We start from the raw sequence: 23,569 nt of genomic DNA, 5'->3' as shown, positions 1-23,569 counted from the left end.
TGTTTAAGTGATTAAATGTTATGACGATTGACAACCGGTCAATTTTTATTCCAAGGCATAGATTTCTGACAATCTGTCAGAAATTAGTTATTATACAGAAATAAGCAGTCATAAAGGGAAGCATTACTGAATCTCAATCCCAATTTGGCGCATCAAGGCCGTGGCGTTGAACTCCCGACAAACCCCCTCTTGCAAGCGATAATCGAAGTGAAGCTGACCGTCGGCAAAGGTCGAATAGAAGCTATAATTGTGGATATAATCATGCACCGACGACATCATTCCCAGTTCTAAATCGTGCGTGGAAACAAACCCTGAGCAGTGCAGTAAATGGAGTTGTCGAATCAAGGCTTCGGCTCCTTTGTGGCGGTCGACCGAATTGGTACCTTTCAGGATTTCGTCTAAAAAGTAAAAAACAGGGATATGGGATGATTTGGCGAGTTGCAGCAACGCTTCCAACCGTTTGAGTTCGGCATAGAATGAAGATGTATTTTCTTCGAGTGAATCCTGCGTTCGCATACTCGTAAATACCCGAACGGGCGAGCACGTAAAAGCCGTTGCGCACACCGTAGAGCCTGCCAGCGCAAGTACCGTGTTGAGGCTTAGTGTACGTAAAAAAGTACTTTTCCCCGACATGTTAGACCCCGTAATGATGGCCGTTTGTCCCACGTGGCTAAGCTCAAAATCATTACAAACCCTTTTGTCGGGATGTATTAGCGGATGCCCCGCCTGTTGTGCTTTAAATTCAAAGGATTCGGGAGAAATTTCCGCAAACGGATACTGAGGATTGGCGTAGGAAAAACCCGCCAAACTGCACAAGGTCTCCATCTCGCCCGCTACCGAGAGCCACTTGGCAAGGTCGTGGCGGTGCGTTTTTTTCCAGGCTTCTAACTTCGTCATCCATTGCAAATCCCACAAAGATGGCAATCCAACGGCCAGCATAAAATAAGGATTAAGTCGAAAGTTGAGACTTTCGGTGACAGATGCGAGGGTGTCAATATGTTTAGATGCGGTGGTGCTCCCCGATTGTAACTGATATTGAAGCTGTTTGAGTTTTGCCGACTGAAAAGGCTGATTTTCAATCTTTTTGAGCAATACACCTAGGGCTTTCAGGGTGTCTACGATTCCCTGAGATTGCTCCGCGTATGCTTTGACCGAAGGGTTTAATTTACTCAAAATAAAGCTGTGGAAACCTAATAAAAGCAGTACGACTGACCATGGTATAATGCCTGCAAATGCCCCGATAATAAAGCCGATGGTGAGCAACGGCAGCCAACGGAGTTTTTTCCATCTCAGGATAGACTCATTTTCACCAGCATGAAGCCAATGTTCCAAAAAATCAGTTGGCTCGGCAATTTGTTTTTCCAGTCGGGCATTCGCTTCCAGCTCTTGACGCCAATCCAGCAATGGGGCAAGCTCTTTAATCGCTACCTGTCGCACCGCAATTTCGATGGGGTCGGCGGGGGCGAGCAGCCAATTGGCTAAAGTTTGCATCCCTACCCGCGTATGTGCTCGGTTGAGCAGTCTGAACAAAGAATGAGGCCCAAAAATATCGAGGTCGTTGCTATAAATGTGGTTTTTGATGCCAAACTCCTCACCCGTCTGTGGGCGGGAAGAACGTAGGAAAAGGCGCTCTGTTTCGTCGGCGTTGAGGGCGGCCAAGGCGCGGTGGAGCTTCAGTTGGTGTTTGGTAGCTTGATGCTTACGTAGAATAAAGGCAAAAATGACTAAACCCACAACCCCCGCGGTGACGGGAATCCACAAAGAAAAAGTGAGTGATTGCCAAACGGCCACGATTGCCCCAATGAACACAATGAGGCGGATGGTCGAGAGTTGATTATAGGTTTTCTGAAAAGCGTCGGCCTGCTCTTTAAATTGGGCTTGACGATGACGAAAAATTTCGGAAGGGGTCACGGCTGTTTTTGCCCGCAAAGGTAGCAATACCCTTTCGGATTATCAGAACTCTGGCGATAAAATGGCTTAATTCAGCGAATAAAGAGGCAATTTTACGGCGGTAGCGGTATTGTTGAACATCAATTCGCTAATGGTCGCCTGCATATAGCCAATCAGCGGAAACTCGGCAATAATCTCCATCACTTCTATGTCATTTTCGGCTTTGATAACGCACCACAACTTGGAGCGGTCGGAAGCGAGTGAATACGATGTTATTTTTCCCTTTTCCATCAACTTATTGATTTTCAATCGTTGACGAGGGATTTTTGCGATAAATTCCTCCGTTGTTTCCTCAGGAAGAATAAACTCAACCATAAATTGGCTCATATTGGATGCAAGTTTTGGGGTGAATTATAAACTGCCTTATTAATCCACCTTGTATTGTTTAGGGCAAGGATACGTGGACTTCAACGTAACAGCCGTACGAATGAAATGGTTCGTAAGACTGTATTTGCTTCGTCAGAATTACGTTCGCAGACCGAAATAATCATTTAATTTTTTGTTGTTTTGCGTTGTCAACCACTAAAACCATTGAATTTTTCATGCCACTGCCCAGAAAAGCCAGCGAATCTCACACTATTATGACCGAAATGGTATTGCCCAACGATACCAATACCCTCAATAACCTAATGGGCGGGCGCTTGTTGCATTGGATGGATATTTGCGCGGCCATTACCGCCCAAAAACACGCCCACAGAACGGTCGTTACCGCTTCGGTAGATAATGTGTCGTTTGCTGAACCCATTAAACTCGGAAATATTGTCACGTTTGAGGCACAGGTCACGCGCGCTTTTACGTCTTCCATGGAAGTACACATCAAAGTAAGCGCGCAGAATCTTTCAGCAGGCGAAAAAGCCATTCATACCAACGCCGCTTTCTACACCTTTGTGGCCGTTGACCAAAGTGGTCGCCCGATTGAAGTAGCGCCCGTAATTACCGAAACAGAAGAAGAAAAAGAACTGTTTCAAAGTGCTTTGCGCCGTCGTCAGTTGCGTTTGGTTTTGGCGGGGCGTATGAAGCCATCCGAAGCTACCGAGTTGAAAGCACTTTTTGGAGAATAAGCCATCAAACCGTTCCTATTTTTCGGGAGGAAAAGGCCAGGGGTTTTTCAGAAAAAAGCACCTTGGTCTTTGTCCATGTTTCTTTGAATAATTCCGAATTACGGTAGTTGTTCAAAGCGGTAACATCATCCCAATGACTATTGGTGATGAAAACGTTGGGATGATCATAATCACTCAGCAACTCAAGGTGGCGGCAGCCAGGCATGGCGCGAATCTTGTGTTTTGAGCGGTCAAAAATGTCTAAAAATTCATCGACTTTTTCGGGCTGAAAAGTCATACGTACAATTCGGATAAGCATGTTTTGAAGAGGTTTTGAAATGAATACTTGGATTCCAGCTTTTCACTTCAGGTTTCTTTCGGCGTTTACTTTCCCCGATAAACAGCCTTTCTTTTCTGTAAAAATGCCATAATTCCTTCGGAGGCGTCGTAAGTACGGCTTAGGTCATCTTGGCGCTCGGCTTCGAGTTCAAGCATTTGCTCCAGATTGGAGTTAATTGATTGATTAAGTACCTGTTTCATAGCCCCAATCGCTTTGGTGGGGGCATTTCGATAATAACTTACGACTTCGCTCACGACCAAATCCAACTCACTTGAGGGAACCGCCCTGGAAATAAGCCCCATTTGAACGGCTTCGGCTGCCGAAACTTTTCGCCCTGTACTTGCCAACTCAAAGGCGCGTTGCATTCCGACCAATCGTGGCAAAAAGAATGTTGAGCCTGCATCGGGCATTAGGCCGATGTTGACAAAAATTTGGCTTAAGTAGGCGTCTTCTGCGGCAATGACCACATCACAAGCGAGCGCTAAGGAGCATCCAGCCCCCGCTGCTACGCCGTTTAATCGGCAAATAACGGGCTTGGGAATGGAACGAATGGCCAGAATCATAGGATTGTAGTTGGTACGGAGTGAATCGCCCAGACTTTTAGCCCCTGCCATTCCTTCTTTTAAATCGGCTCCTGAGCAAAAGGCTTTTTCTCCCGCTCCCGTAATGACCACCACCCGGACGGCATCGTCTTCGGCAGCGGCATTGATTGCGGCCGTAATATCCTGCAATAAACCCGGACTGAGGGCATTGTAAACTTGGGGGCGGTTGAGAGTGATGCGAGCTACGCCGCCAAACAGTTCAAACAAAATATTGTCGAAGTTCATCGATAGGTTATTTATAGGATAAAGCAATAGTAAAACGTTGGCAACGAGAGGTTTGTTATACAAACCACCAAACTGTCACCAAACTTATAGAAACGCCCAAAAAAAGCCCAGCCGCCACTTGCGCAGGGGTATGGGCGTTGAGTTTGAGGCGAGCACTAATTAAAAAGCCAGTCATCAAAATGAGCACAATGAACGAATACATGAGATTGGTATGACCAAATTTGACAATGATGCCCAACACCGCTCCCAACATCCCACCTATACCGACGGAATGGGCGCTGATTTTCCAATAAAGACTAATCAGCCCCACCATCCCAATTGAGACCGTAATACTGCCCAACACAATACCAATTTCGGGGGCAATTTCTGACAACGGCGGCAGGCTGAAACTGAAAAAATAAGTAGCAAAAGCGTAAAAAAGTGTCGAAAGAAAATACGGAAGCCGACGGTCGGCCAAGTCATCCAAGTGTAGACTTTTGATGTATTTGGCACGATAGAGATAGTAAATTCCCAAGGAGGGTATCACAAAGGTAGTCATGCTGACAAACCCCAAAAGTGTGATACGGACAGAAGGGGCGAGTACGTCGATACCCAAAACATCAGGTGCGAAAAAAAACAAAAGCCCCAACAAGAAAGTGGGCATCAACAATGGGTGAAACAGGACAGAAATGACCTGTGCAAGGCGTGTATTCAAGGGTAGCGTTGGTGGTTATCTGTTACTGGTTACTGTTTGGGTACTGCCAAACCTATCAGGGTGTAAAATTACACTATTAACAGATAACTACTACTAAATCCCTAAAGTTGCTTTCTCAATCGGGCTACCGGAATATTGAGCTGCTCGCGGTATTTAGCCACCGTTCGTCGGGCAATGTTGTACCCTCGGTCGTTGAGGAGTTTTTCTAATTTATCATCCGAAAGTGGATTGCTTTTAGACTCGTTTTCGATAAACTCTTTCAGTATAGATTTTACTTCCCGGCTGCTGGCATCTTCGCCGTAGTCGGTTGATATTCCTTCCGAAAAGAAATATTTTAGGGGATAAACGCCAAATTCTGTTTGTACAGCTTTGCTGTTGGCCACGCGCGATACCGTCGAAACATCCATTTCAATTCTATTGGCTATGTCCTTTAGAATCATGGGCTTTAGCCGTGTTTCGTCACCATCGACAAAAAATTCATATTGATAATTGACGATGGCGTTCATCGTCCGCTGAAGCGTATTTTGGCGTTGCTTGATGGCATCAATAAACCATTTGGCCGCATCCAATTTTTGTTTGACGAAAGTTACCGTTTCGCGGATATGACGGTTTGTTTTGTCGCTTTTATCGTAGGTGTCAAGCATATCGGCAAACGAACGGCTGATGCGCAGTTCGGGGGCATTTTTGGAGTTAAGATGTACTTCCAATTTGCCGTTAGTGTTGCTCACCCAAAAATCAGGCAATAAATAATGCGCCAGACCATCTTCGCCCTCAACCGAGCCTGGTTTTGGGTTCAACTTGGTGATGAGATAAATCACATTTTTCATTTGCTCATCGTTGATGGCAAGCCGTTTCTGGATTTTTTCGTAGTGTTTTTTCGAAAACTCTTCAAAAAAGTCTTCAATTATCTTGATAGCAAACGTTACGTTGGGGTCTAAAGGGTCTTTACGGTCAAGCTGAAGCAGCAGACACTCCTGCAAATTCCGAGCCCCGATGCCGGGAGGGTCAAACGTCTGGATTTTCTTTAAAACGGTTTCAACTTCTTCAATGGTAGAATAAAACCCCTGTGAAAAGGCCAAATCATTGACAATGGCTTGCAACGAGCGACGGATATAACCGTCGTTTTCAATGCTTCCCAACAATTGTAGACCAATAACGGTTTGGCGCTCATTGAGCCGTAAAAAACCGAATTGTTGAATCAATGCATCATGAAGTGTACTCATCGTTGCAATCGGCATATCCCGGTCTTCGTCGGGGTGGTTGCCGTCGCTGTACATTTTATAACCTGCGTATTCATCATGATGAAGATAATCATCCAGACTGATGTCGTCGCGATGATTATAGTCATCAGCGTAATCATCTTCCGAATCGTTATTGTATTCATCTTTTGAGAGAATATCCTCTTGCATTCCTTCTTCCAATGCTGGATTAATCTCTAGCTCTTCTTCAATGCGTGTTTCCAACTCTGCCGTGGGAATTTGCAGTAACTTAATGAACTGTATCTGCTGAGGCGACAGCTTTTGCTGTAGCGTTTGGTTTAGGCTTAATTTCTGCATGATACTAAAGATTATAGAGATTTTCCATGCGTTTGTTTAGAAGATAATTTACTAACAAAATGACGTTCTCAATAGTCGTGCCAAATTTTTATAAATGTCGAAAATATTTTTTACAAAAAAAGGAATCGCTCATTCTATCTATTCTTTTTGACGTTAATTATAAAAAAAAGTGACAAAAAAAACGCCTCGAAGAGGCGTTTTTGAGAAAATATTTTTTGAGAAATTATTTTACTCTACTAAAATAAGGTGGTTTTTCTTCCCTTTTGAAACCAGTAAATATTTGTCTTGGAGCAACACAAAGTCGGGTTGGGCGTTTGCGTCGGTTACTTTGGTTTTGTTAATCCCCACCGCATTTCCCTGAATAGCCCGACGAGCTTCACTTTTGGAAGGATAAATCTCATTGTGGGTCGTCGTAGACAATAAATCGGTAATGGTTGCGCAATTTTCTAATTCACTCCGTTTGATAATGGTTTGAGGAACGCCCTCAAAAACGGATGTAAAGGTTGCCGCATCCATGCGTTGAAGGGTTTCTAGGGTGCCTTTTCCGTACAGCACTTCCGACGCCGCAATGGCCATCTCGTAGTCGTGTTGGGAGTGAACACGTATCGTAACATCTTTAGCCAAGGCTTTCTGCATAATACGTAAATGAGGTGCTTCGGCGTGTTGCTGTTCAAAGGTTTCGATTTCTTCTTTTGAATAAAGCGTAAATACCCGCAATAAACGCGGACAATCGGCATCCGTGCAGTTAATCCAGAATTGGTAGAACTGGAAAGGAGAGGTCATTGAAGCATCTAGCCACACGTTGCCGCCTTCGCTTTTTCCAAATTTGGTGCCGTCGGCTTTGGTTACAAGCGGCGTAGTAAGCGCAAACGCCCGGTGCTCAGAGGTTTCGTCGTTGTTGGATTCTTTGCGACGAATAAGCTCCGTCCCCGTGGTGATGTTGCCCCACTGGTCTGAGCCGCCCATTTGCAGGCGAACGTGCTTGTTTTTGTATAACCAATAAAAATCGTAGCCCTGCAATAATTGGTAGCTGAATTCGGTAAAAGAAATGCCTGTTTCGAGGCGTTTTTTGACCGAATCTTTGGCCGACATGTAGTTGACGGTAATGTATTTTCCCGCTTCGCGTAAAAAATCTAAAAAGCTAATGCCTTTAAACCAATCGTAGTTATTGACGATTTCGGCTGAGTTGGGGCCGCCATCAAAGTCGAGAAATTTCTCCAGTTGTTTTTTAATACACGACTCATTGTAACGCAAGGTTTCTTCCGACAAAAACGACCGTTCGGCGGCTTTGCCAGAAGGGTCGCCGACCATGCCTGTGGCACCACCTACGAGGGCATAGGGCTTGTGGCCGCACAGCTGGAAATGTTTGAGCAACATAATGGTAGCTAAATTTCCGATGTGCAACGACGAGGCAGTCGGGTCAAAACCAATATAGGCAGCCGTAATTTCTTTTTGCAATTGCTCTTCCGTCCCGGGCATCATGTCGTTGAGCATTCCGCGCCAACGAAGTTCTTCAATAAAATTCTTTTGCATTGTTGTCTTTACCATTGAAGCCGCAAAAATAATGGTATTTTACTATCTTTACTTAAAAATCAAGCCGCGATGGTCAGCCTAGCAAATTTGGTCGAAAGCATTGTGGGGCGTTTGGATGAAGAACAAGTGGTGTTTATTTCCGCTTCATGGTTCAACGATAATATATGACGACCTTGAAAGCAAGGTTAAAATTGATGATTTTGAGATTGTTATGAAGGATATATACCACAAAGTGGGCCTGAATAAATAGCAAATTACTTTTTTATATCCCTAATTCGCTATTTTATTTTTTTGTTAAAAACAATCCAAATTTTACATTCCCGAAAATTTCTCATAATTTTACGCGGCAAATAACGAATCGTTTATTTGCTATGCTCTCAGACACAACTAAGTTCCTTTACGAAGCTCTAACGTACGACGACGTACTCCTCGTACCTGCCTACTCCGAAGTACTCCCGCGCGATACCAACACGCAATCACAACTTACCCGTCACATCCGTCTTAACGTGCCGCTGATTTCAGCAGCGATGGACACCGTCACCGAATTTCAGTTAGCCATTGCCATGGCGCAGGAGGGAGGAATCGGAATGATTCACAAAAACATGAGCGTTGAAGATCAAGCCGCTCAGGTTCGTAAAGTGAAACGTTCTGAAAGCGGAATGATTGTTGACCCAATTACCCTCAACGAAGATGCTACCCTTAGAGATGCGATGCGCATCATGGCCGAATTTAAAATCGGCGGTATTCCTGTAGTTGACAAAAACAGTAAACTCATCGGAATTGTCACCAACCGTGATTTACGATTTCAGAAAGATATGGCAAAAGGGGTTGCCCAAATAATGACCAAGGAAAACCTCATCACTGCTCGTGAGGGCATCAGCCTCGAAGAAGCCGAAAGCACACTTCAGGAATATAAAATTGAAAAATTACCGATTGTTGACAAAGACAATAAACTGGTAGGATTGGTTACGTACCGCGACATTATCAAGCGCAAAGACCACCCCAATGCCTGCAAGGATGCCCTTGGGCGTTTGCGCGTAGGGGCGGCGGTAGGCGTCACGGCTGACCTGATTCGTCGGGTGGAAGCGCTGCTTAAAGCGGGCGTTGATGTAGTAAGCATCGATACCGCCCACGGCCATTCGCTCGGGGTGATTGAGGCGCTGAAAGGTGTAAAAGCGCAATTCCCTAAACTTGACGTAATTGTCGGAAATATCGCCACGGGTGCGGCGGCCAAAGCATTGGTAGATGCGGGTGCCGATGCCGTCAAAGTAGGCGTAGGGCCGGGCAGTATTTGTACAACTCGGATCATTGCGGGAATCGGGATGCCGCAGCTTTCGGCCGTTTATGAGGCCGCGAAAGCGATTGAAGGTACGGGCGTTCCGGTCATTGCCGATGGCGGTATTCGGTATTCGGGCGACGTAGTCAAAGCCATTGCTGGCGGTGCAAGCACCGTGATGATTGGCTCGCTACTCGCTGGTACGGACGAAGCACCCGGTGAAGAAATCTTATACGAAGGACGCCGCTTTAAATCCTACCGAGGCATGGGCTCGGTAGAAGCCATGGAAGATGGGTCTAAAGACCGTTATTTCCAAGATGCGGAAGATGACATCAAAAAGCTGGTGCCCGAAGGAATTGTGGGTCGGGTACCTTTCAAAGGCAAAGTGTCAGACATTGTCTACCAATTGGTAGGAGGACTGAAAGCGGGAATGGGATATTGCGGCGCCCCCGACATTGATGCGCTCAAGCAAGCCCAATTTGTCAGAATCAGCGCGGCAGGTATGCGCGAAAGCCACCCCCACGATATTCAAATTGCGAAAGAAGCGCCCAACTATACCACCAAGTAGGGGGCGTAATTTTTCAAAACCATTATTTCTGCAAAGCCTTTCGGTATTCCGAAGGGCTTTGCTGTTTATGAGCCTTAAAAACACGATTAAAGTAGGCCACGTTTCCAAAACCACTTTCGTAGCCTATATCCGTAATGCTTTTGCCAGTCGAAAGTAGCCGACACGCTTGATTGACACGGTAGCGGTTTACGAAGTCGGTAAAAGTTATGTTCATCATCTTTTTGAAATAATGACAAAAAGAAGGTACGGTTAAATGGGTAATAGAGGCAATTTCTTGAATATCAATGGGTTTTTGATAGTTTTCTTCAACGTATTTTAAGATTTTATTCAGACGAAGCTCATCTTTAGGACTCACTTCAAGTTTGATTCCTTCGGTATTTAACAGGGAAGACTCGGAAGTTGTGGCCAATATTTGAAGAATATTGACCAACTCCATCAACCGTTCAAAAGGAGGGAGGCCAAGTAGTTTTTTGAGCCGTTGTTTGACGTAAACTTTGGTATCTCCGTGAAAGCACACTCCAAAATGAGAACGCTCAAAAAGCCGTTTTACGGCTTTCATTTCGGGCATTTCCAAAAAATGTTCGCCCAATAAATTTTCTTTCAATTGCACCACGATTTCTTCGTGCGGCCCTACGGCTTCCTGACCAAAGCCCGAATGTGGGACGTTGGGGCCGATAAATACCAAATCTCCGTCTTCATAGTGGCTCAAATGCATTCCTACGTGTCGGCGGCCAGAGCCGTTGAATACACAGACTATTTCGTATTCGGGGTGATAATGAAATTGCCACCGGAAAAGCTCTGGCAAAACAACGTTGTGGAGGATGCGAAACGAGCTCCCTTCGTCGGGACGAATGACTTCAAATTCGGTTTTCATCGCCTGTGTTAAGCTATTTGTGCCAAAAATAGGGTAAAAAATCTTAATGTAGGATAAAAAGTGCGCAATAGAAGCCTATTTTTTTTTGAGATAAAAGTAGAACTTTGTCATGAAAAAATTGTCTTGGCTTTATCTCGCTTCCCTATGATGATTGAAGAGCGGGCTTTGTCCCGCTTCTTTTTTTAATAAGCCTCCGACAACCCGTTTCGTATCTAGATTCCCAATTTCCACTTCCATCTTTTTAACCTAAACCCTATGCAATCGTATTGGAAAGTAAAGCTTTCGATATTTCTGAATTATTTTGTTTTTGCCATTCTGCTCAATAGTGTCGGCACCGTCATTTTACAAGTCCAGAGTACCTACAACGTCTCCGAAACCTCAGCTTCAATTCTGGAGGCGTTTAAGGATTTAAGCATTGCGGGGGTATCATTTTTAATTGCTTCTTACATCAACCGATTGGGATATAAAAACGCCATGCTTGTGGCCTTGGGGTTCAATGCGCTTATTTGTTTGCTGATGCCATCCATTCATTCTTTTGGCATGACCAAAGTGGTTTTTGCGGTTGCGGGAGCAGGCTTTGCGCTCATTAAGGTTTCGGTATACGGCACCATCGGATTGGTTACGGCCGACAAAAAAGAGCATATCAGCCTGATGAATTTCATTGAATCGTTCTTTATGGTGGGGATTTTGGCTGGATATTTCTTATTCAGTGGGTTTATTGACGATTCTACCCCAACCGCATGGCTGAAAGTATATTACCTCTTAGGAGGAATTGCCTTGGTTGCTTTTGTTTTGTTGTTGTCGACTTCGCTGGATGAATCATCGTTGAAAATAGATACCGCCAAGCCTTTTACCGACGATTTTGCCGAGATGTTTCGCCTGATGATTCTGCCTTTGGTATTGGTATTTGTCATTTGTGCTTTTACGTATGTTTTGATTGAACAGAGCATCATGAGTTGGTTGCCAACGTTCAACAGCAAAGTGCTTCATTTGCCCAATGCGCTGAGTATTCAAATGGCAAGTCTGTTGGCTATTGCCACGGCCTTGGGGCGATTTTTGGCGGGAGTGTTATTAAAAAAACTCAATTGGCTATTTGTTTTAACAGGGTGTCTTGCCGTTTCGGCGGCTTTGGTGTTGGTCGCACTGCCTTTGGCCCAAAATGCCGCAACGAGTGGGGTAACTGGATGGGGGAATGCGCCTTTGGCAGCCTTTATTTTTCCCATGATAGGGTTGTTCTTAGCACCTATTTACCCAGCCATCAATTCTTTGATATTGAGTTCTTTGCCTGTAAAGAAACACGGGCTGATGTCGGGTTTGATTGTGATATTTTCGGCATTGGGAGGAACCACGGGTTCGCTGATTACGGGCTATGTATTTGAACATTACGGCGGGCAAACGGCCTTTTACTTTTCACTGATTCCTATCGGATTGTTGATTCTAGCATTGATTTTATTCAGCCGTTTGCAGGGAAAAAACGCAACGGTCGAAATCACCTCAGTGGGTGGGCATTGAGCAAACATGGATTGTATTTGTTAAAACCGTTGAATAAGAATGACTTTACCCGAAACTCAAATGGCAGACCGTGACCTTGCGGAAAACTTTCAGACGTTGTTTGATGCGGTGCAGCGCAGTTCTTTATTTCCCGACTCCAAGACGTTCTCGGACGCCATTGCCAAAGAGCCGTTGGCTCAGATTTTGGATCGTTATCATCGGCGAAAAAATGAAGATGACTTTGATTTAAAAGCCTTCATTGAACAATATTTTATCCTTCCTACCGAACAAGTCACCGAATATCAAAGTGACTTTACTAAACCTATTCAACAGCATTTGGATGATTTGTGGGAGGTGTTGACCCGTCAGCCGTCTACCACCGAAGCGCAAGGCTCGCTCATTCCGCTTCCGTTTAGCTACGTGGTGCCGGGGGGGCGTTTTCGGGAAATTTATTACTGGGATTCGTATTTCACGATGTTGGGTTTGCAGGTTTCGGGGCGGGATGCATTGGTCGAAAGTATGGTCAACAACTTTGCGCATTTGATTGATACGATAGGGTTTATTCCCAACGGGAACCGCACCTATTATTTGGGTCGGTCGCAACCGCCCTTTTTTGCCTTGATGGTCAATCTGTTGGCCGAAAGCAAAGGAGAACAAATTTGGCAACATTATTTGCCCCAATTGGAAAAAGAATACGCGTTTTGGATGCGTGACTGCGAACAATTATCGCCTGAACTAACGGTAAAAAATCGCGTGGTGAGGCTGCCGGACGGCAGCATTTTGAATCGGTATTGGGACGATGTTTCGTTGCCCCGGCCCGAAGCCTACAAAGAAGACGTGGCATTGGCCGCGCAGGTGCATGACCAATCGCCCGAAGAAGTATACCGACACCTCCGGGCTGCTGCCGAGTCGGGTTGGGATTTTAGCAGCCGATGGTTTAAGGATAGCCAAACCATGCAAACTATCCATACCACTGACCTGATTCCGGTTGATTTGAATTGCCTGCTGTGGTTTCTTGAAAAAAGATTACAACGCGCCTATGAATTAGGGGGAAATGTGCTTTTAGCCGACAGATATAAAGAAAAAGCAGCGCAGCGACACACGGCCATTCAAGCTTTTTGCTGGAACGAAGCGGCGGGGTTTTACTTCGATTATGATTGGAAACTAAACCGACAAAAAGATAACTATACTCTGGCGGCCGCCTTCCCTTTGTTTTTCTCCCTCTCCAGCTCCGTACAGGCAAAACGGGTGGCACAGGTATTGGAAGAAAAATTTTTGCAGAAAAACGGTTTACTGACCACGCTCCAATTTACGCACGAGCAGTGGGACGCGCCCAACGGCTGGGCACCGCTACAATGGATTGCTTATCAGGGACTTAGAAATTATCACCTTGATGCTTTGGCCAACAAAGTCAAAAACAACTGGATGAACAACAATGAGACTTATTATGCCAAAACGGGCAAAATGATGGAAAAATACAACGTGCTGACCGATGATATTTCTGCCCAGGACGGCGAGTACCCCAACCAAGATGGTTTTGGTTGGACCAACGGCGTGTATTTAAAAATGAAGGAGTGATGACGAATCAACGGAGAAGATTTTTTCGCTGATTTTGTTGCCTTGGCAAATTTAAAAGACAAACTTGCCAAGGCTTTGTACCGTTGATTAGAACGGCAAATTGTCTTCGTCACCGCTTTGGAACGTAGAAGGGAGTTCTGTGGTAGGTCGGGCAGAAGTGCTACCAGTACCAGAAGCAACCGGAGCCGACTCATAACCACCCGCACCGAGTGCATCAATTTTCCACGCTTTTACGTCAGTGTACCAACGTCCGTTGTATTCGCGGCTTTCCACGTCAAACGAAACGTTTACTTCGTTGCCCACCTGCAAGGCACTTTCATTGATTTTGTCGCCCCAAGCCGAAATACATATCTTTTTGGGATATTGTCCGTCGGTTTCAATCACAAAATCCTGCTTTTTCCACGTGCCGTTTTTGCCTTCACCCGTTTGTAAGGCCAATAGCTGAATGACTCTTCCTTTAATGTCCATGATTAGTATATCGGAACGCCGATGCGATTTAAAGTTGCTTATAAAAAAATGCGAGCCATTGGATGTTTCCAATCGCTCGCTCTTTTCAACGTACAATGAGCATTTTCAGCTTTGTACGAATGTACCTAGTCTTTGAAGAATTTCTTGTAGTTGCGCTCTTGGCCTTCCAAAAGACTTCCCACCCAAAACGCGATTCCAAGCAACACAACGTAAAATATAATTGTACCAATCGTTCTTAAGTCCATTATGTTGAATTTAATTTAGTGAAACCTTTTTTGTATTCCCTACAAAAGTAAGAATGTAAGGGCTTTCGCCCCAAACATAATGCGTTTTTTTTATGAATTATAAAACACCTTTGGTGGAGGGCAATACATCCAGCGCTTTTAAGTCACGTTTTACCGCCATTTTGATGGCTTTAGCCCAGCCTTTAAAGATGGCCTCGATTTTATGGTGCTCGTTGGAGCCGCTGCATTGAATGTTGAGATTGCACAAGGCCGTGTCGGAAAAAGACTTGAAGAAGTGATAAAACATCTCTGTAGGCATTTCTCCGATTTTTTCCCGTTTAAATTCGGCCTCCCATACCAGCCAGGGGCGTCCAGAAAAATCAATGGCCACTTGCGCCAATGCTTCGTCCATTGGCAACAAAAAGCCGTATCGACTGATGCCCCGTTTGTCGCCGATGGCCTTGCGGTAGGCGTCACCAAGGGCAAGTGCGGTATCTTCGATGGTGTGGTGCTCGTCGATGTGGAGGTCACCTTCCACCGTTATTTTTAAATCTGCGCCCGAGTGTTTGGCGAGCTGGTCGAGCATGTGATCAAAAAAACCGATACCCGTGTGGATGGCTGAATGACCGTTGCCGTCGAGGTTTAGTTCAATTTTGATTTGGGTTTCGCGGGTGTTGCGCTCTACCGAAGCTACGCGGGCGGGCAGGCGTAGGTGTTCGTAGATTTTATCCCAATCGGTGCTGACGAGCGTAATGGCGTCATTCAGTTCTTTGGGCAAATCTTTGGGCCATTCGGCGGCCAGAAAAATCGCTTTTGCGCCCAAATTAACGGCTAACTGTACATCCGTCAGGCGGTCGCCGATGACGTAGCTGTTGGCCAAATCGTATGCTTCACTGAAATACTCGGTCAAGAGCGCCGTGCCGGGTTTGCGCGTCGGGGCATTTTCGTGCGGAAAACTGCGGTCAATGTGGATTTTTTGAAACGTAACTCCTTCGCCCTTCAGCGTTTGGAGCATTTTATTTTGGGCGGGCCAAAAAGTATCTTCTGGAAAAGAATCTGTTCCTAAGCCATCCTGATTGGTGACCATGACAAAACCGAAGTCGGTCTCCTCGGCCAAACGCCGTAGATTAGAAATCGCTTTGGGTAAAAACGCCAGTTTTTCTAATGAATCAACTTGGAAATCGACGGGAGGTTCCACAATGATGGTTCCGTCGCGGTCTATAAAAAGAAGTTTTTGCATTACTCTCAATGGTTTAAACCGCGAATATCGAACATCCCATCCCGAATTTTTATAAATTGCCTAAAAATTTTGTTAACCTCAACTAATCACTTCATGAACAGACCTATCCTGTATAGCCTTGTGGCGGGATTGAGCCTTTCGACAGGCTTTGCCCAAAGCGGCCTCAAACCCGTTATTAATCAATCGGCCGATGCCATCGAAAGTAAAGTCATTGCGTGGCGTCGCGATTTGCACGAGCACCCCGAATTGGGGAATCAAGAGTTCAGAACGGCCAATATTGTGGCGGAACATCTGCGTAAATTGGGCTACGAAGTCCGTGAAAAAGTGGCGGTAACGGGCGTTGTGGCGGTTCTCAAAGGAGGTAAGCCTGGCCCAGTAGTGGCTTTAAGGGCCGATATGGATGGCCTGCCCGTGACCGAAAGGGTAGATGTGCCGTTTAAATCGAAGGTGATGACTGAATTTAACAACCAAAAAACGGGCGTGATGCACGCGTGCGGCCACGATAGCCACGTCGCGATTTTGATGGGAGTAGCAGAAGTGTTTGCGTCAATGCAAAAGGATTTGGCAGGTACGGTTAAACTTATTTTTCAACCTGCGGAAGAAGGCGTTTACACGGGCGGAACCTTTGGTGCCAACCGAATGATTGAAGAAGGAGCGCTGGAAAACCCTAAAGTGGACGCTATTTTTGGGTTGCATATCAATTCTCAAACGGAAGTAGGTAAAATTCGCTACCGCCCGGGTGCCACGATGGCCGCCGTTGACCAGTTGACAATTAAACTCAAAGGGAAACAAACGCACGGAGCCTCGCCGTGGTCGGGCGTTGACCCCATCGTGACGGCTTCTCAGATTGTGATGGGATTGCAGACCATCGTAAGTCGGAATGTGGATATTACCGAAAACCCTGCCGTGGTCACTGTGGGAGCCATTCACGGCGGAATTCGCTACAACATTATTCCTGAATCTCTGGAAATGATTGGCACGATTCGGACATTCGGGGATGCCCAACAGGCGTTGGTTCATCGTCGTATTAAAGAAGTTTCTACGCACATTGCGGAAAGCGCGGGCGCTAAAGCAGACGTAGAAATCGGCATCGGTTATCCCGCCACGGTCAATGACCCAGCGCTGACCGACAAGATGATTCCGACCTTGGAAGCATTGGCGGGGAAGGAAAATGTGATAATCTCTCCCGTGGCAACAGGAGCGGAGGATTTTAGTTATTTCCAAAAGAAAATCCCGGGCTTCTTCTTCTTTCTGGGTGGTATGGCCAAAGGCAAAAGCCCTTACGACGTAGCCCCTCACCACACCCCTGATTTTTATATTGATGAAAGTGGCTTTACCTTAGGCGTGAAAGCCCTGAGTCATTTGGTGGTGGATTACATGGAAATGAACTCAAAACCCACACCCACAAGCGCTAAGTCGAAGAAAGTAAGCAAATAGCTGCTAGTAGTTTTATTGGTCTTATTAACACAGCAAGAGCGTCGGGTTTCCTCGACGCTCTTGCTGTTTACACTTGTTTATGATTTATCTTTCATTCATCGGAACAAAAGACCGCAATGTTGCTCCAGTGTAAATCTGACGCGGGCGACCGATAGGTTCTTTGTTTTCGCGCATTTCTTTCCACTGCGCAATCCAGCCCGGCAGACGACCTAAGGCAAACATTACCGTGAACATATTGGTAGGAATACCGAGAGCCCGGTAAATGATACCTGAATAAAAGTCAACGTTTGGATACAAACGACGGCTTACGAAGTACTCGTCGTGCAATGCGGCTTCCTCTAATCCTTTGGCAATTTCCAAAACAGGGTCATTAACGCCTAATTTTGCCAATACATCGTCGGCTGCTTTTTTGATGATTTTGGCCCGTGGGTCAAAGTTCTTATAAACACGGTGACCAAAACCAAACAAACGGAAACCGCTCGTTTTGGCATTTTTGGCCATGTCTACGTATTTGGCTACATCGCCACCGTCGGCTTTGATGTCTTCCAGCATTTCGATTACTTCTTGGTTGGCGCCGCCGTGGAGTGGTCCCCATAGCGCACAGATACCCGCCGAAATGGAAGAATAAATGTTGGCTTTTGACGAGCCTACCAAACGGACGGTCGAGGTCGAGCAGTTTTGTTCGTGGTCAGCGTGAAGAATCAACAATTTATTTAACGCCTTAGAAACCACTGGGTCTACTTTGTATTCTTCAACTGGCAACGCAAACATCATGTGAAGGAAGTTTGAGCAGTAATCCAAGTCGTTTTTAGGGTAATTGACGGGATGACCTTGTGATTTTTTGAACGACCAAGTAGCAATCGTTGGCAATTTTGCCATCAATCGAATGATGTGCGTTTCGGTGCTGTCGGGGGCCTTATCGTCATAAGAATCAGGATAAAAGGCGCTCATGGCACTTACCAACGAAGACAAAACGCCCATTGGGTGCGCATTGACGGGAAAGCCTTCAAAAATCTTGCGCATGTCTTCATTGACCAGCGTATGCGTCCGGATTTCGTGCTCAAAGTTTTCGTATTGAGATTGGGTCGGCAATTCACCGTAAATCAACAAATAGGCCACTTCTAAAAAAGTAGCTTTTTCGGCCAATTCTTCAATGGAATAGCCACGATAGCGCAAAATGCCTTCTTCACCGTCCAAAAAAGTGATGGCACTTTTGGTGGCTCCGGTGTTTTTGTATCCACTATCAATGGTAATATAGCCCGTTGAATCCCTTAATGAATTAATATCAATTGCTTTTTCTTGCTCAGTTCCTTGGGTGGTCGGAAATTCGTACGTTTTTCCGTCTACTATGAGTTGGGCTTTATCTGACATACAGTGGTGGTAGGTTAAAATATTCGATGGATTTGGGATAAAGGTACAATTTTCATAAAAAACTTTTTTCTATGAAACTTTATAGGGTAATTATTTCAAAATTTCTTGTTAAAAAGAAATAGACGAGGGCTAAATAGCTCGAAAACAAAAGATTTACTTAAAGGTTTTTTAACCCATTTTGGGCCACTATTATTTAGCAGACTTCGGGCTAAGACTGGGTTCATTGCGAAAAATCTCTCCATTTTTCATCACAAATTTTATCTTCCTAACGTCGCTGATGCGCTCTTCTGGACGGCCTTCTACCGCGACTAAATCGGCCCAAAAGTTGGTTTTGACGTTTCCTAATTGGCTCAAATGAAATACGTTTGCATTGACGGACGTGGCCGAGCGCAGTACGTCAAGGGGCTTCATGCCATAGTCGACCATCATTTCCATTTCGCGGGCGTTGTCGCCGTGAGAAAACACCCCAACATCGCCGCCGAAACAAATCGTTACGCCCGCGTCAAGTGCCTGCTTAAAGGTAATCCGCTTGTTTTTAATGCGTTCAGGCTCTGGTTCAACGCCTTTTTTCCAGCCTCGGTATTGGCTGACGGCATCGCCTGCCGCTAAGGTAGGGCACAAAGCCACGCCTTTCTCGTGCATGAGCGAAAAAATTTCAGGTGTGCCTGCGTCGCCGTGTTCGAGGGTTTCGCAGCCGCCCAAAATAGCCCTCCGCATTCCTTCCGCACTGCCCGCATGGGCGATGGTGGGACGGCCGCTGCTGCGGGCGGTTTCGACAATAAGTTTTATTTCGTCTACCAAAAAAGTAGGGCGGGCGTCGCCCATTAAACCCCAACGATAATCAGCGTAAATTTTGACCACATCGGCACCTTTCCCGATTTGCCGACGCACGGCTTGGATGAGGCGGTCGTGGCCGTCGGCTTCTTCGGCACCTTGGGGTACTTCAATGTCGGGACTGAACCCTTTTGGGGCGTAGCTGCCCGTAGCAATGAGCGCTTTGGTGGCAATAACCATGCGTGGACCGGGGATGATTCCCTGATTGATAGCCTGTTTGAGTCCCACATCGTCAAATTCGGCACCTTCCGTGCCCAAATCTCGAACGGTGGTAAAACCTGCCATTAACGTTTGCTTGGCGTGAAGGGTAGCCCGCACGGTGCGCAACGAACGCGCCTCTTTCAGCACTTGGTCGTCCCAAGTGGTTTCGTTATAAGGATGTAAAAATAAATGTGAATGTCCTTCAATAAAGCCCGGCAGTAAGGTACATCCTTTCAAATCAATGATTTGGGGGGCAGGTTTGCCCGACGTTTGTAACTTTTGGGCGGCCTCTTCTACGTTTTTGGGTTCGCCCACGGCGATGATTTTTTCGCCTTGCACCAGTACGCTCCAACCTTCGTGGATGGCTGTTCCGTCAAAAACACGGTCGGGTTTTAACAGATACAACTTTTGGGTGAAACCATTCCCCTGAATGAAGAATAAAAATCCAATAAATGCGAGTAATTGTTTCAAGTGCGTAAAGAGGGGGTTAAGTAAGCAAAGGTACTTAAGGACTCGTTATCCTGAACCGAAATGGAAGAAGAAAGTTTGAAGAAAATATTTTACCAAACGTTTGTTTGGTAAAATTAAAATTATCTCCAACTTTGTATTTCGAAACTGAATACACCTTACGATGCCGATTCAAAAAGTAACCAAAGAAGAAGTCGTAAACCAAGCGCTTTTGCTGTTTAAAAAAAGGGGCTATCACCGCACCAGCATGGCCGATTTGGCGGAAGCATGCGGTTTGTTGAAAGGAAGTTTTTACCACTATTTCAGCGGAAAAGAAGCCTTGATGAAAGAAGTGCTCGGGGCCGTTCATTCTTATTTTAAAGCAAAAATCTTTGTGATTGCTTACGATGAAACGCTTTTGCCGCGTGAGCGCCTCGAAAAAATGCTTGCCAAGCAAATCCGCGTAGTATCAAGCACAGAAGGGGGGTGCTTGATGGGAAACATGGCCATCGAAACGGCACTCGTTACGGATGAATTCCGACCCGCCATGCGTACTTTTTTTGATGAATACTTAGATGCGCTCGCGCACGTGTATTCTTATAAATATGACGCCAAAAAAGCGCGACAAATGGCCGAACAGGCCATGGTCGAATACGAAGGTGCTTGGGTGATGGTGAAGCTGACCGACAGCTCTCATTATTTACAAGATGTGCTGGAGCGCGCCATGGCTCGTTTTGATGCGGCAGAAAGCAATAACGTTACTGAAAAACAATAAACGAATGAAAGAGCTCAAAATAAACATCCCTACGCCCGATGGATTTGAACTGGCGGGCCTCTTGTATGAATACCACGGCGCGCCCAAAGCCGTGGTGCAGTTTAACATCGGAACGGGGATGCGCAAAGGATTTTACACAAATTTTGCGCGGTACTTGGCCGAAAACGGCTTCATCGTTTGCCTCTGGGAATACCGTGGCATGGGAGAGTCGCGGCCGCCTGATAAAGAAGATTTTGCCGCCATTACCATGCAAGACTGGGCGATTGATATGCGGGCCGTGCTTGATTTTCTGGAGTCAAGGTATCCCGACTGGCCCAAGTTGATGGTAGGCCATAGCATTGGGGGGCAGCTTGTGGGCCTGATGCCCAACCACCACGTTCTGAAAGGAATGGTGATGATTACGGCTTCGACGGGCACTTGGTGGCGTCATACTTTTCCGTATCGCCTCAAGTCGTATTTCTTTTTTAATATTTTGCCCGCGTTGACGGTTCCTTTTCTGGGGTATGTCCCAGTCAAAAAAATGAAAATTATGGAAGATTTGCCGGGAGCGTTGATGTTGGAATGGCGTGAATGGTGCAATTCCGAAAACTATCTGTTTGATTTTCTGGACAAAAGCATTCCTTATCATGCTTACGACAAACTTGCTTTACCCATCAAGGCCTACTGGACCACCGACGACCCGATTGCAAACGCCGTAACGGTGCCTGCCCTGCTTCGCCATTTTCGAAAAGCCGACATCATGACCGAAGCCATTCGTCCCGCCGATTTTGGGTTGAAGCAAATTGGGCATTTCGGGTTGTTTTCTCGAAAACTAAAAACCCAATTTTGGACCAAAGTCGTGGCAGATTTGGAAGCGATGGTCTCCACGACCCTTACCTATAACAATCCCGCATTCAAAAAAACTACTCTTTAACGGCCATGAACAAAACAACCTTGATTGATTTCCTGAACGAAGGCGTAAACGAAGTTGTCGCTTTTGCCTATGCCCGCCCTGCGGAGGCTTTTTATTTTAAGCCTGCCGAAAATGTCTGGTCGGCGGCCGAGAATGTGCAGCATTTATCGCAATCGGTTCAGCCACTGAATCGCCTTTTTAGTCGTCCCAAAACCTATCTTCTGGAAAAATGGGGACCTGCCGCTCATTCTTCACGCTCCTACGAGGAGGTTGTCGGGGCTTATCATGCGGCATTGAACGGCCGCCAAGGAGCCGCAGGGGCGTTTGCGCCCCTGACTCCCACGCCCGACGCCGTGGCGCTGGCGAGTGAATTTAAGCAGGACTATCTTTCCCTCATTGCACACCTTTCTGAGTGGGAAGAGCAAGAATTGGATGAACACGTGATTCCGCACCCTCTGATGGGACCGCTTACGGTGCGGGAGATGCTCCTTTTTACGGCCTATCATATCCGTCACCATCACCAAATTATGGTGAGCAGGGTGAACTTGGCGCCTTAATATTAATTGTCAAAATGACGTTTTTGCACATTTTGGTTAGTGAACAGGACTTTAAATAGTTGTACTTTTTCTATTTTCGTTGTACTATTTAAAGAACTTTTCATTTTTGTAAAAAAAATAATTGGACGGAACACAGCGAGGTTTGAATTTTCTGGTTGTATTATTTTAAGATTTGTACTATTCTGAGAAAAGGTTGAAATTGGGTATATGAATTTAACAAGAGGGGGTTTTTGCCCTATTTTTTTGTAATTTAAAACCTCACACCTTTGCATTGTCAAAACGAAGTCATCACAGCTGGTGAGACAAGATGGTACAAAAACAATAAAACAATGAAAAAGAACACAATGCTTCTGTCAATATTTGCCGCCATGTTTTTTGTAAGCACAGGAAACGCAATGGCCGAGAGTCACCTTTTCACAAAAGACGTGAAAATCGTAAAACGCGACGCTAAGAAAGTAGAAGTTCGCGTCAACCAACCAAACGTTGGAATTTTGGATGTAGAGTTAAGAGACAAAGAAGGAGTACTGATATACGAAGGTGAGATTAAAGGCGGCGAAAACGTAGCGACTCAGTTTAACCTGAACGCTTTGCCAAGCGGTGAGTATACCTTGAATTGCTTTAACAACAATTTCTGGTCTTCTCAGCAACTTTCGATCTCAAACGGTAACATTGAAATCAACGAAAACAGCTACAAAGAGTCGTTGGCTCCTAAAGTTGAAATGATTGCAATCAACCGTTTTGAAGTATCAACCGTGGTGAAGAACGTAGCCGACATGGAAGTAATCATTGCTGACCGTGCGGGAGAAGTTGTTTACAAAGGTTATTTATCTACCGCATCACGGTTCAATTTGGGACATTTGCCAAGCGGCGAGTACTCTTTTGAATTTGTAGTAGCCGATAAATCTTTCAAGCAATTCGTTAATGTGAAATAATTCATAATGTCTTCATTCATCAACAAATTACTATAACCACTCCATCTTGACAATTCGATTTTGCGAGAGCCCGTCAGAATATCTGACGGGTTTTTTTGTTGTTAAAGACAAAAAAGTAGCTTAATTTTCGTTAAAAATTGCTCAACTCGACGGGCCGCCTTTGCGAAGTGGAATATCAGAAAGGCCTTAAAAATCGTAGTTGAAAAAGGTGAAACCTCAATGCCTAGCAAAATAGATTTGATAGTTTTGAGGTCGTTAGCTAGATTTACACTGTTGTACATTCTCTTTTTAGCCGTCAGGCTATGGTCATAACATCAACAATGGCATCAAACCTTTAAATTTAGGCTTTCCTTGGAAATTACTTGGGACTTTGTTTTTCTTTAAAAACCCCAGCTAACTATTGCTGGGGTTTTTAACTTTTGATTAACTTACCACAGAATAATACAACATTTACAAATTTTTCA

Annotated in this window: 21 protein-coding genes; 9 read left to right on the top strand and 12 right to left on the bottom strand. The window is 45.5% G+C overall.

The window, feature by feature from the left end:
- Positions 1-123: 123 nt before the first annotated feature.
- Both NCI00_RS29540 and NCI00_RS28720 read right to left on the bottom strand, forming a co-directional pair.
- On the bottom strand, positions 124-1,911 hold the full coding sequence (locus NCI00_RS29540; RefSeq protein WP_253533322.1) for a MutS-related protein: 1,788 nt from the start codon (positions 1,909-1,911) through the stop codon (positions 124-126).
- Between the two features lie 66 nt (positions 1,912-1,977).
- The gene (locus NCI00_RS28720) at positions 1,978-2,277 is read right to left on the bottom strand and encodes a muconolactone Delta-isomerase family protein (protein WP_114069652.1); all 300 of its coding nucleotides are present in this window, start codon (positions 2,275-2,277) and stop codon (positions 1,978-1,980) included.
- A gap of 215 nt (positions 2,278-2,492) precedes the next feature.
- On the opposite strand from NCI00_RS28720, the gene NCI00_RS28715 reads away from it, so the two are divergent.
- Positions 2,493-3,011 carry an acyl-CoA thioesterase gene (locus tag NCI00_RS28715; protein WP_114463510.1) on the top strand — a complete coding sequence of 173 codons (519 nt, stop codon included), beginning with the start codon at positions 2,493-2,495 and terminating at the stop codon, positions 3,009-3,011.
- 4 nt (positions 3,012-3,015) lie between these two features.
- Here the strand turns inward: NCI00_RS28715 and NCI00_RS28710 are convergent, their stop codons facing one another.
- The 5 genes from NCI00_RS28710 to tyrS form a co-directional block, all read right to left on the bottom strand.
- Positions 3,016-3,309, bottom strand: coding sequence for a putative quinol monooxygenase (locus NCI00_RS28710; protein ID WP_253533320.1), 294 nt, complete (start codon positions 3,307-3,309; stop codon positions 3,016-3,018).
- Positions 3,310-3,374: 65 nt separating this feature from the next.
- Positions 3,375-4,157 carry an enoyl-CoA hydratase/isomerase family protein gene (locus NCI00_RS28705; protein WP_253533319.1) on the bottom strand — a complete coding sequence of 261 codons (783 nt, stop codon included), beginning with the start codon at positions 4,155-4,157 and terminating at the stop codon, positions 3,375-3,377.
- Positions 4,158-4,212: 55 nt separating this feature from the next.
- Positions 4,213-4,851 (bottom strand): hypothetical protein, encoded by a 639-nt coding sequence (locus NCI00_RS28700; protein ID WP_253533318.1) that lies wholly within the window; start codon positions 4,849-4,851, stop codon positions 4,213-4,215.
- A gap of 101 nt (positions 4,852-4,952) precedes the next feature.
- Positions 4,953-6,407: an RNA polymerase factor sigma-54 gene (rpoN, locus tag NCI00_RS28695; protein ID WP_253533317.1), complete on the bottom strand. Its 1,455-nt coding sequence runs from the start codon at positions 6,405-6,407 to the stop codon at positions 4,953-4,955.
- Between the two features lie 228 nt (positions 6,408-6,635).
- A complete protein-coding gene (tyrS, locus tag NCI00_RS28690) occupies positions 6,636-7,940 on the bottom strand; it encodes a tyrosine--tRNA ligase (protein ID WP_253533316.1) in 1,305 nt (434 codons plus the stop codon).
- Between the two features lie 371 nt (positions 7,941-8,311).
- Here tyrS and guaB point away from each other — a divergent pair, with 371 nt between their 5' ends.
- Positions 8,312-9,784 (top strand): IMP dehydrogenase, encoded by a 1,473-nt coding sequence (gene guaB, locus NCI00_RS28685; protein WP_114069659.1) that lies wholly within the window; start codon positions 8,312-8,314, stop codon positions 9,782-9,784.
- A 22-nt stretch (positions 9,785-9,806) separates the two neighbouring features.
- On the opposite strand, the gene NCI00_RS28680 is transcribed toward guaB, so the two are convergent.
- Complete coding sequence (locus NCI00_RS28680; RefSeq protein ID WP_253533315.1) at positions 9,807-10,658, bottom strand: helix-turn-helix domain-containing protein; 852 nt, start codon at positions 10,656-10,658, stop codon at positions 9,807-9,809.
- Positions 10,659-10,913: 255 nt separating this feature from the next.
- Between NCI00_RS28680 and NCI00_RS28675 the strand changes: the two genes are divergently transcribed.
- Complete coding sequence (locus tag NCI00_RS28675; RefSeq protein ID WP_253533314.1) at positions 10,914-12,170, top strand: MFS transporter; 1,257 nt, start codon at positions 10,914-10,916, stop codon at positions 12,168-12,170.
- Between the two features lie 39 nt (positions 12,171-12,209).
- The gene (treF, locus tag NCI00_RS28670; protein WP_253533313.1) at positions 12,210-13,727 is read left to right on the top strand and encodes an alpha,alpha-trehalase TreF; all 1,518 of its coding nucleotides are present in this window, start codon (positions 12,210-12,212) and stop codon (positions 13,725-13,727) included.
- 87 nt (positions 13,728-13,814) lie between these two features.
- Here the strand turns inward: treF and NCI00_RS28665 are convergent, their stop codons facing one another.
- Both NCI00_RS28665 and hisB read right to left on the bottom strand, forming a co-directional pair.
- Positions 13,815-14,195 carry a DUF3127 domain-containing protein gene (locus tag NCI00_RS28665; protein ID WP_253533312.1) on the bottom strand — a complete coding sequence of 127 codons (381 nt, stop codon included), beginning with the start codon at positions 14,193-14,195 and terminating at the stop codon, positions 13,815-13,817.
- Positions 14,196-14,537: 342 nt separating this feature from the next.
- The gene (gene hisB / locus NCI00_RS28660; protein ID WP_253533311.1) at positions 14,538-15,659 is read right to left on the bottom strand and encodes a bifunctional histidinol-phosphatase/imidazoleglycerol-phosphate dehydratase HisB; all 1,122 of its coding nucleotides are present in this window, start codon (positions 15,657-15,659) and stop codon (positions 14,538-14,540) included.
- Between the two features lie 93 nt (positions 15,660-15,752).
- Here hisB and NCI00_RS28655 point away from each other — a divergent pair, with 93 nt between their 5' ends.
- Entirely contained in the window at positions 15,753-17,096 is a 1,344-nt protein-coding gene (locus NCI00_RS28655) for an amidohydrolase (protein WP_166561501.1), read from the top strand.
- An 84-nt stretch (positions 17,097-17,180) separates the two neighbouring features.
- On the opposite strand, the gene NCI00_RS28650 is transcribed toward NCI00_RS28655, so the two are convergent.
- Complete coding sequence (locus NCI00_RS28650; RefSeq protein WP_166561500.1) at positions 17,181-18,467, bottom strand: citrate synthase; 1,287 nt, start codon at positions 18,465-18,467, stop codon at positions 17,181-17,183.
- Between the two features lie 189 nt (positions 18,468-18,656).
- Positions 18,657-19,973, bottom strand: a complete 1,317-nt coding sequence (locus tag NCI00_RS28645) for a metal-dependent hydrolase family protein (protein ID WP_374758878.1) — start codon at positions 19,971-19,973, stop codon at positions 18,657-18,659.
- Positions 19,974-20,133: 160 nt separating this feature from the next.
- Here NCI00_RS28645 and NCI00_RS28640 point away from each other — a divergent pair, with 160 nt between their 5' ends.
- The 4 genes from NCI00_RS28640 (at position 20,134) to NCI00_RS28625 (ending at position 23,105) form a co-directional block, all read left to right on the top strand.
- Entirely contained in the window at positions 20,134-20,724 is a 591-nt protein-coding gene (locus NCI00_RS28640; RefSeq protein ID WP_253533310.1) for a TetR/AcrR family transcriptional regulator, read from the top strand.
- Positions 20,725-20,728: 4 nt separating this feature from the next.
- A complete protein-coding gene (locus NCI00_RS28635) occupies positions 20,729-21,637 on the top strand; it encodes an alpha/beta hydrolase family protein (RefSeq protein ID WP_253533309.1) in 909 nt (302 codons plus the stop codon).
- 5 nt (positions 21,638-21,642) lie between these two features.
- Positions 21,643-22,173 carry a DinB family protein gene (locus tag NCI00_RS28630; RefSeq protein WP_253533308.1) on the top strand — a complete coding sequence of 177 codons (531 nt, stop codon included), beginning with the start codon at positions 21,643-21,645 and terminating at the stop codon, positions 22,171-22,173.
- Positions 22,174-22,502: 329 nt separating this feature from the next.
- Entirely contained in the window at positions 22,503-23,105 is a 603-nt protein-coding gene (locus NCI00_RS28625; RefSeq protein ID WP_162794133.1) for a hypothetical protein, read from the top strand.
- The last annotated feature ends 464 nt before the right edge of the window (positions 23,106-23,569 follow it).

The organism is Runella salmonicolor (genome assembly GCF_024158025.1).
Lineage (GTDB): Bacteria > Bacteroidota > Bacteroidia > Cytophagales > Spirosomataceae > Runella > Runella salmonicolor.
This window is presented reverse-complemented; position numbering and strand designations above follow the sequence as displayed.

Coding starts and splice junctions, on each gene's coding strand:
- NCI00_RS28720 (WP_114069652.1), bottom strand. CDS start 2,277: ATGAGCCAATTTATGGTTGAGTTTATTCTTCCTGAGGAAACAACGGAG.
- NCI00_RS28715 (WP_114463510.1), top strand. CDS start 2,493: ATGCCACTGCCCAGAAAAGCCAGCGAATCTCACACTATTATGACCGAA.
- NCI00_RS28710 (WP_253533320.1), bottom strand. CDS start 3,309: ATGCTTATCCGAATTGTACGTATGACTTTTCAGCCCGAAAAAGTCGAT.
- NCI00_RS28705 (WP_253533319.1), bottom strand. CDS start 4,157: ATGAACTTCGACAATATTTTGTTTGAACTGTTTGGCGGCGTAGCTCGC.
- rpoN (WP_253533317.1), bottom strand. CDS start 6,407: ATGCAGAAATTAAGCCTAAACCAAACGCTACAGCAAAAGCTGTCGCCT.
- tyrS (WP_253533316.1), bottom strand. CDS start 7,940: ATGCAAAAGAATTTTATTGAAGAACTTCGTTGGCGCGGAATGCTCAAC.
- guaB (WP_114069659.1), top strand. CDS start 8,312: ATGCTCTCAGACACAACTAAGTTCCTTTACGAAGCTCTAACGTACGAC.
- NCI00_RS28680 (WP_253533315.1), bottom strand. CDS start 10,658: ATGAAAACCGAATTTGAAGTCATTCGTCCCGACGAAGGGAGCTCGTTT.
- NCI00_RS28675 (WP_253533314.1), top strand. CDS start 10,914: ATGCAATCGTATTGGAAAGTAAAGCTTTCGATATTTCTGAATTATTTT.
- treF (WP_253533313.1), top strand. CDS start 12,210: ATGACTTTACCCGAAACTCAAATGGCAGACCGTGACCTTGCGGAAAAC.
- NCI00_RS28665 (WP_253533312.1), bottom strand. CDS start 14,195: ATGGACATTAAAGGAAGAGTCATTCAGCTATTGGCCTTACAAACGGGT.
- hisB (WP_253533311.1), bottom strand. CDS start 15,659: ATGCAAAAACTTCTTTTTATAGACCGCGACGGAACCATCATTGTGGAA.
- NCI00_RS28655 (WP_166561501.1), top strand. CDS start 15,753: ATGAACAGACCTATCCTGTATAGCCTTGTGGCGGGATTGAGCCTTTCG.
- NCI00_RS28650 (WP_166561500.1), bottom strand. CDS start 18,467: ATGTCAGATAAAGCCCAACTCATAGTAGACGGAAAAACGTACGAATTT.
- NCI00_RS28640 (WP_253533310.1), top strand. CDS start 20,134: ATGCCGATTCAAAAAGTAACCAAAGAAGAAGTCGTAAACCAAGCGCTT.
- NCI00_RS28635 (WP_253533309.1), top strand. CDS start 20,729: ATGAAAGAGCTCAAAATAAACATCCCTACGCCCGATGGATTTGAACTG.
- NCI00_RS28630 (WP_253533308.1), top strand. CDS start 21,643: ATGAACAAAACAACCTTGATTGATTTCCTGAACGAAGGCGTAAACGAA.
- NCI00_RS28625 (WP_162794133.1), top strand. CDS start 22,503: ATGAAAAAGAACACAATGCTTCTGTCAATATTTGCCGCCATGTTTTTT.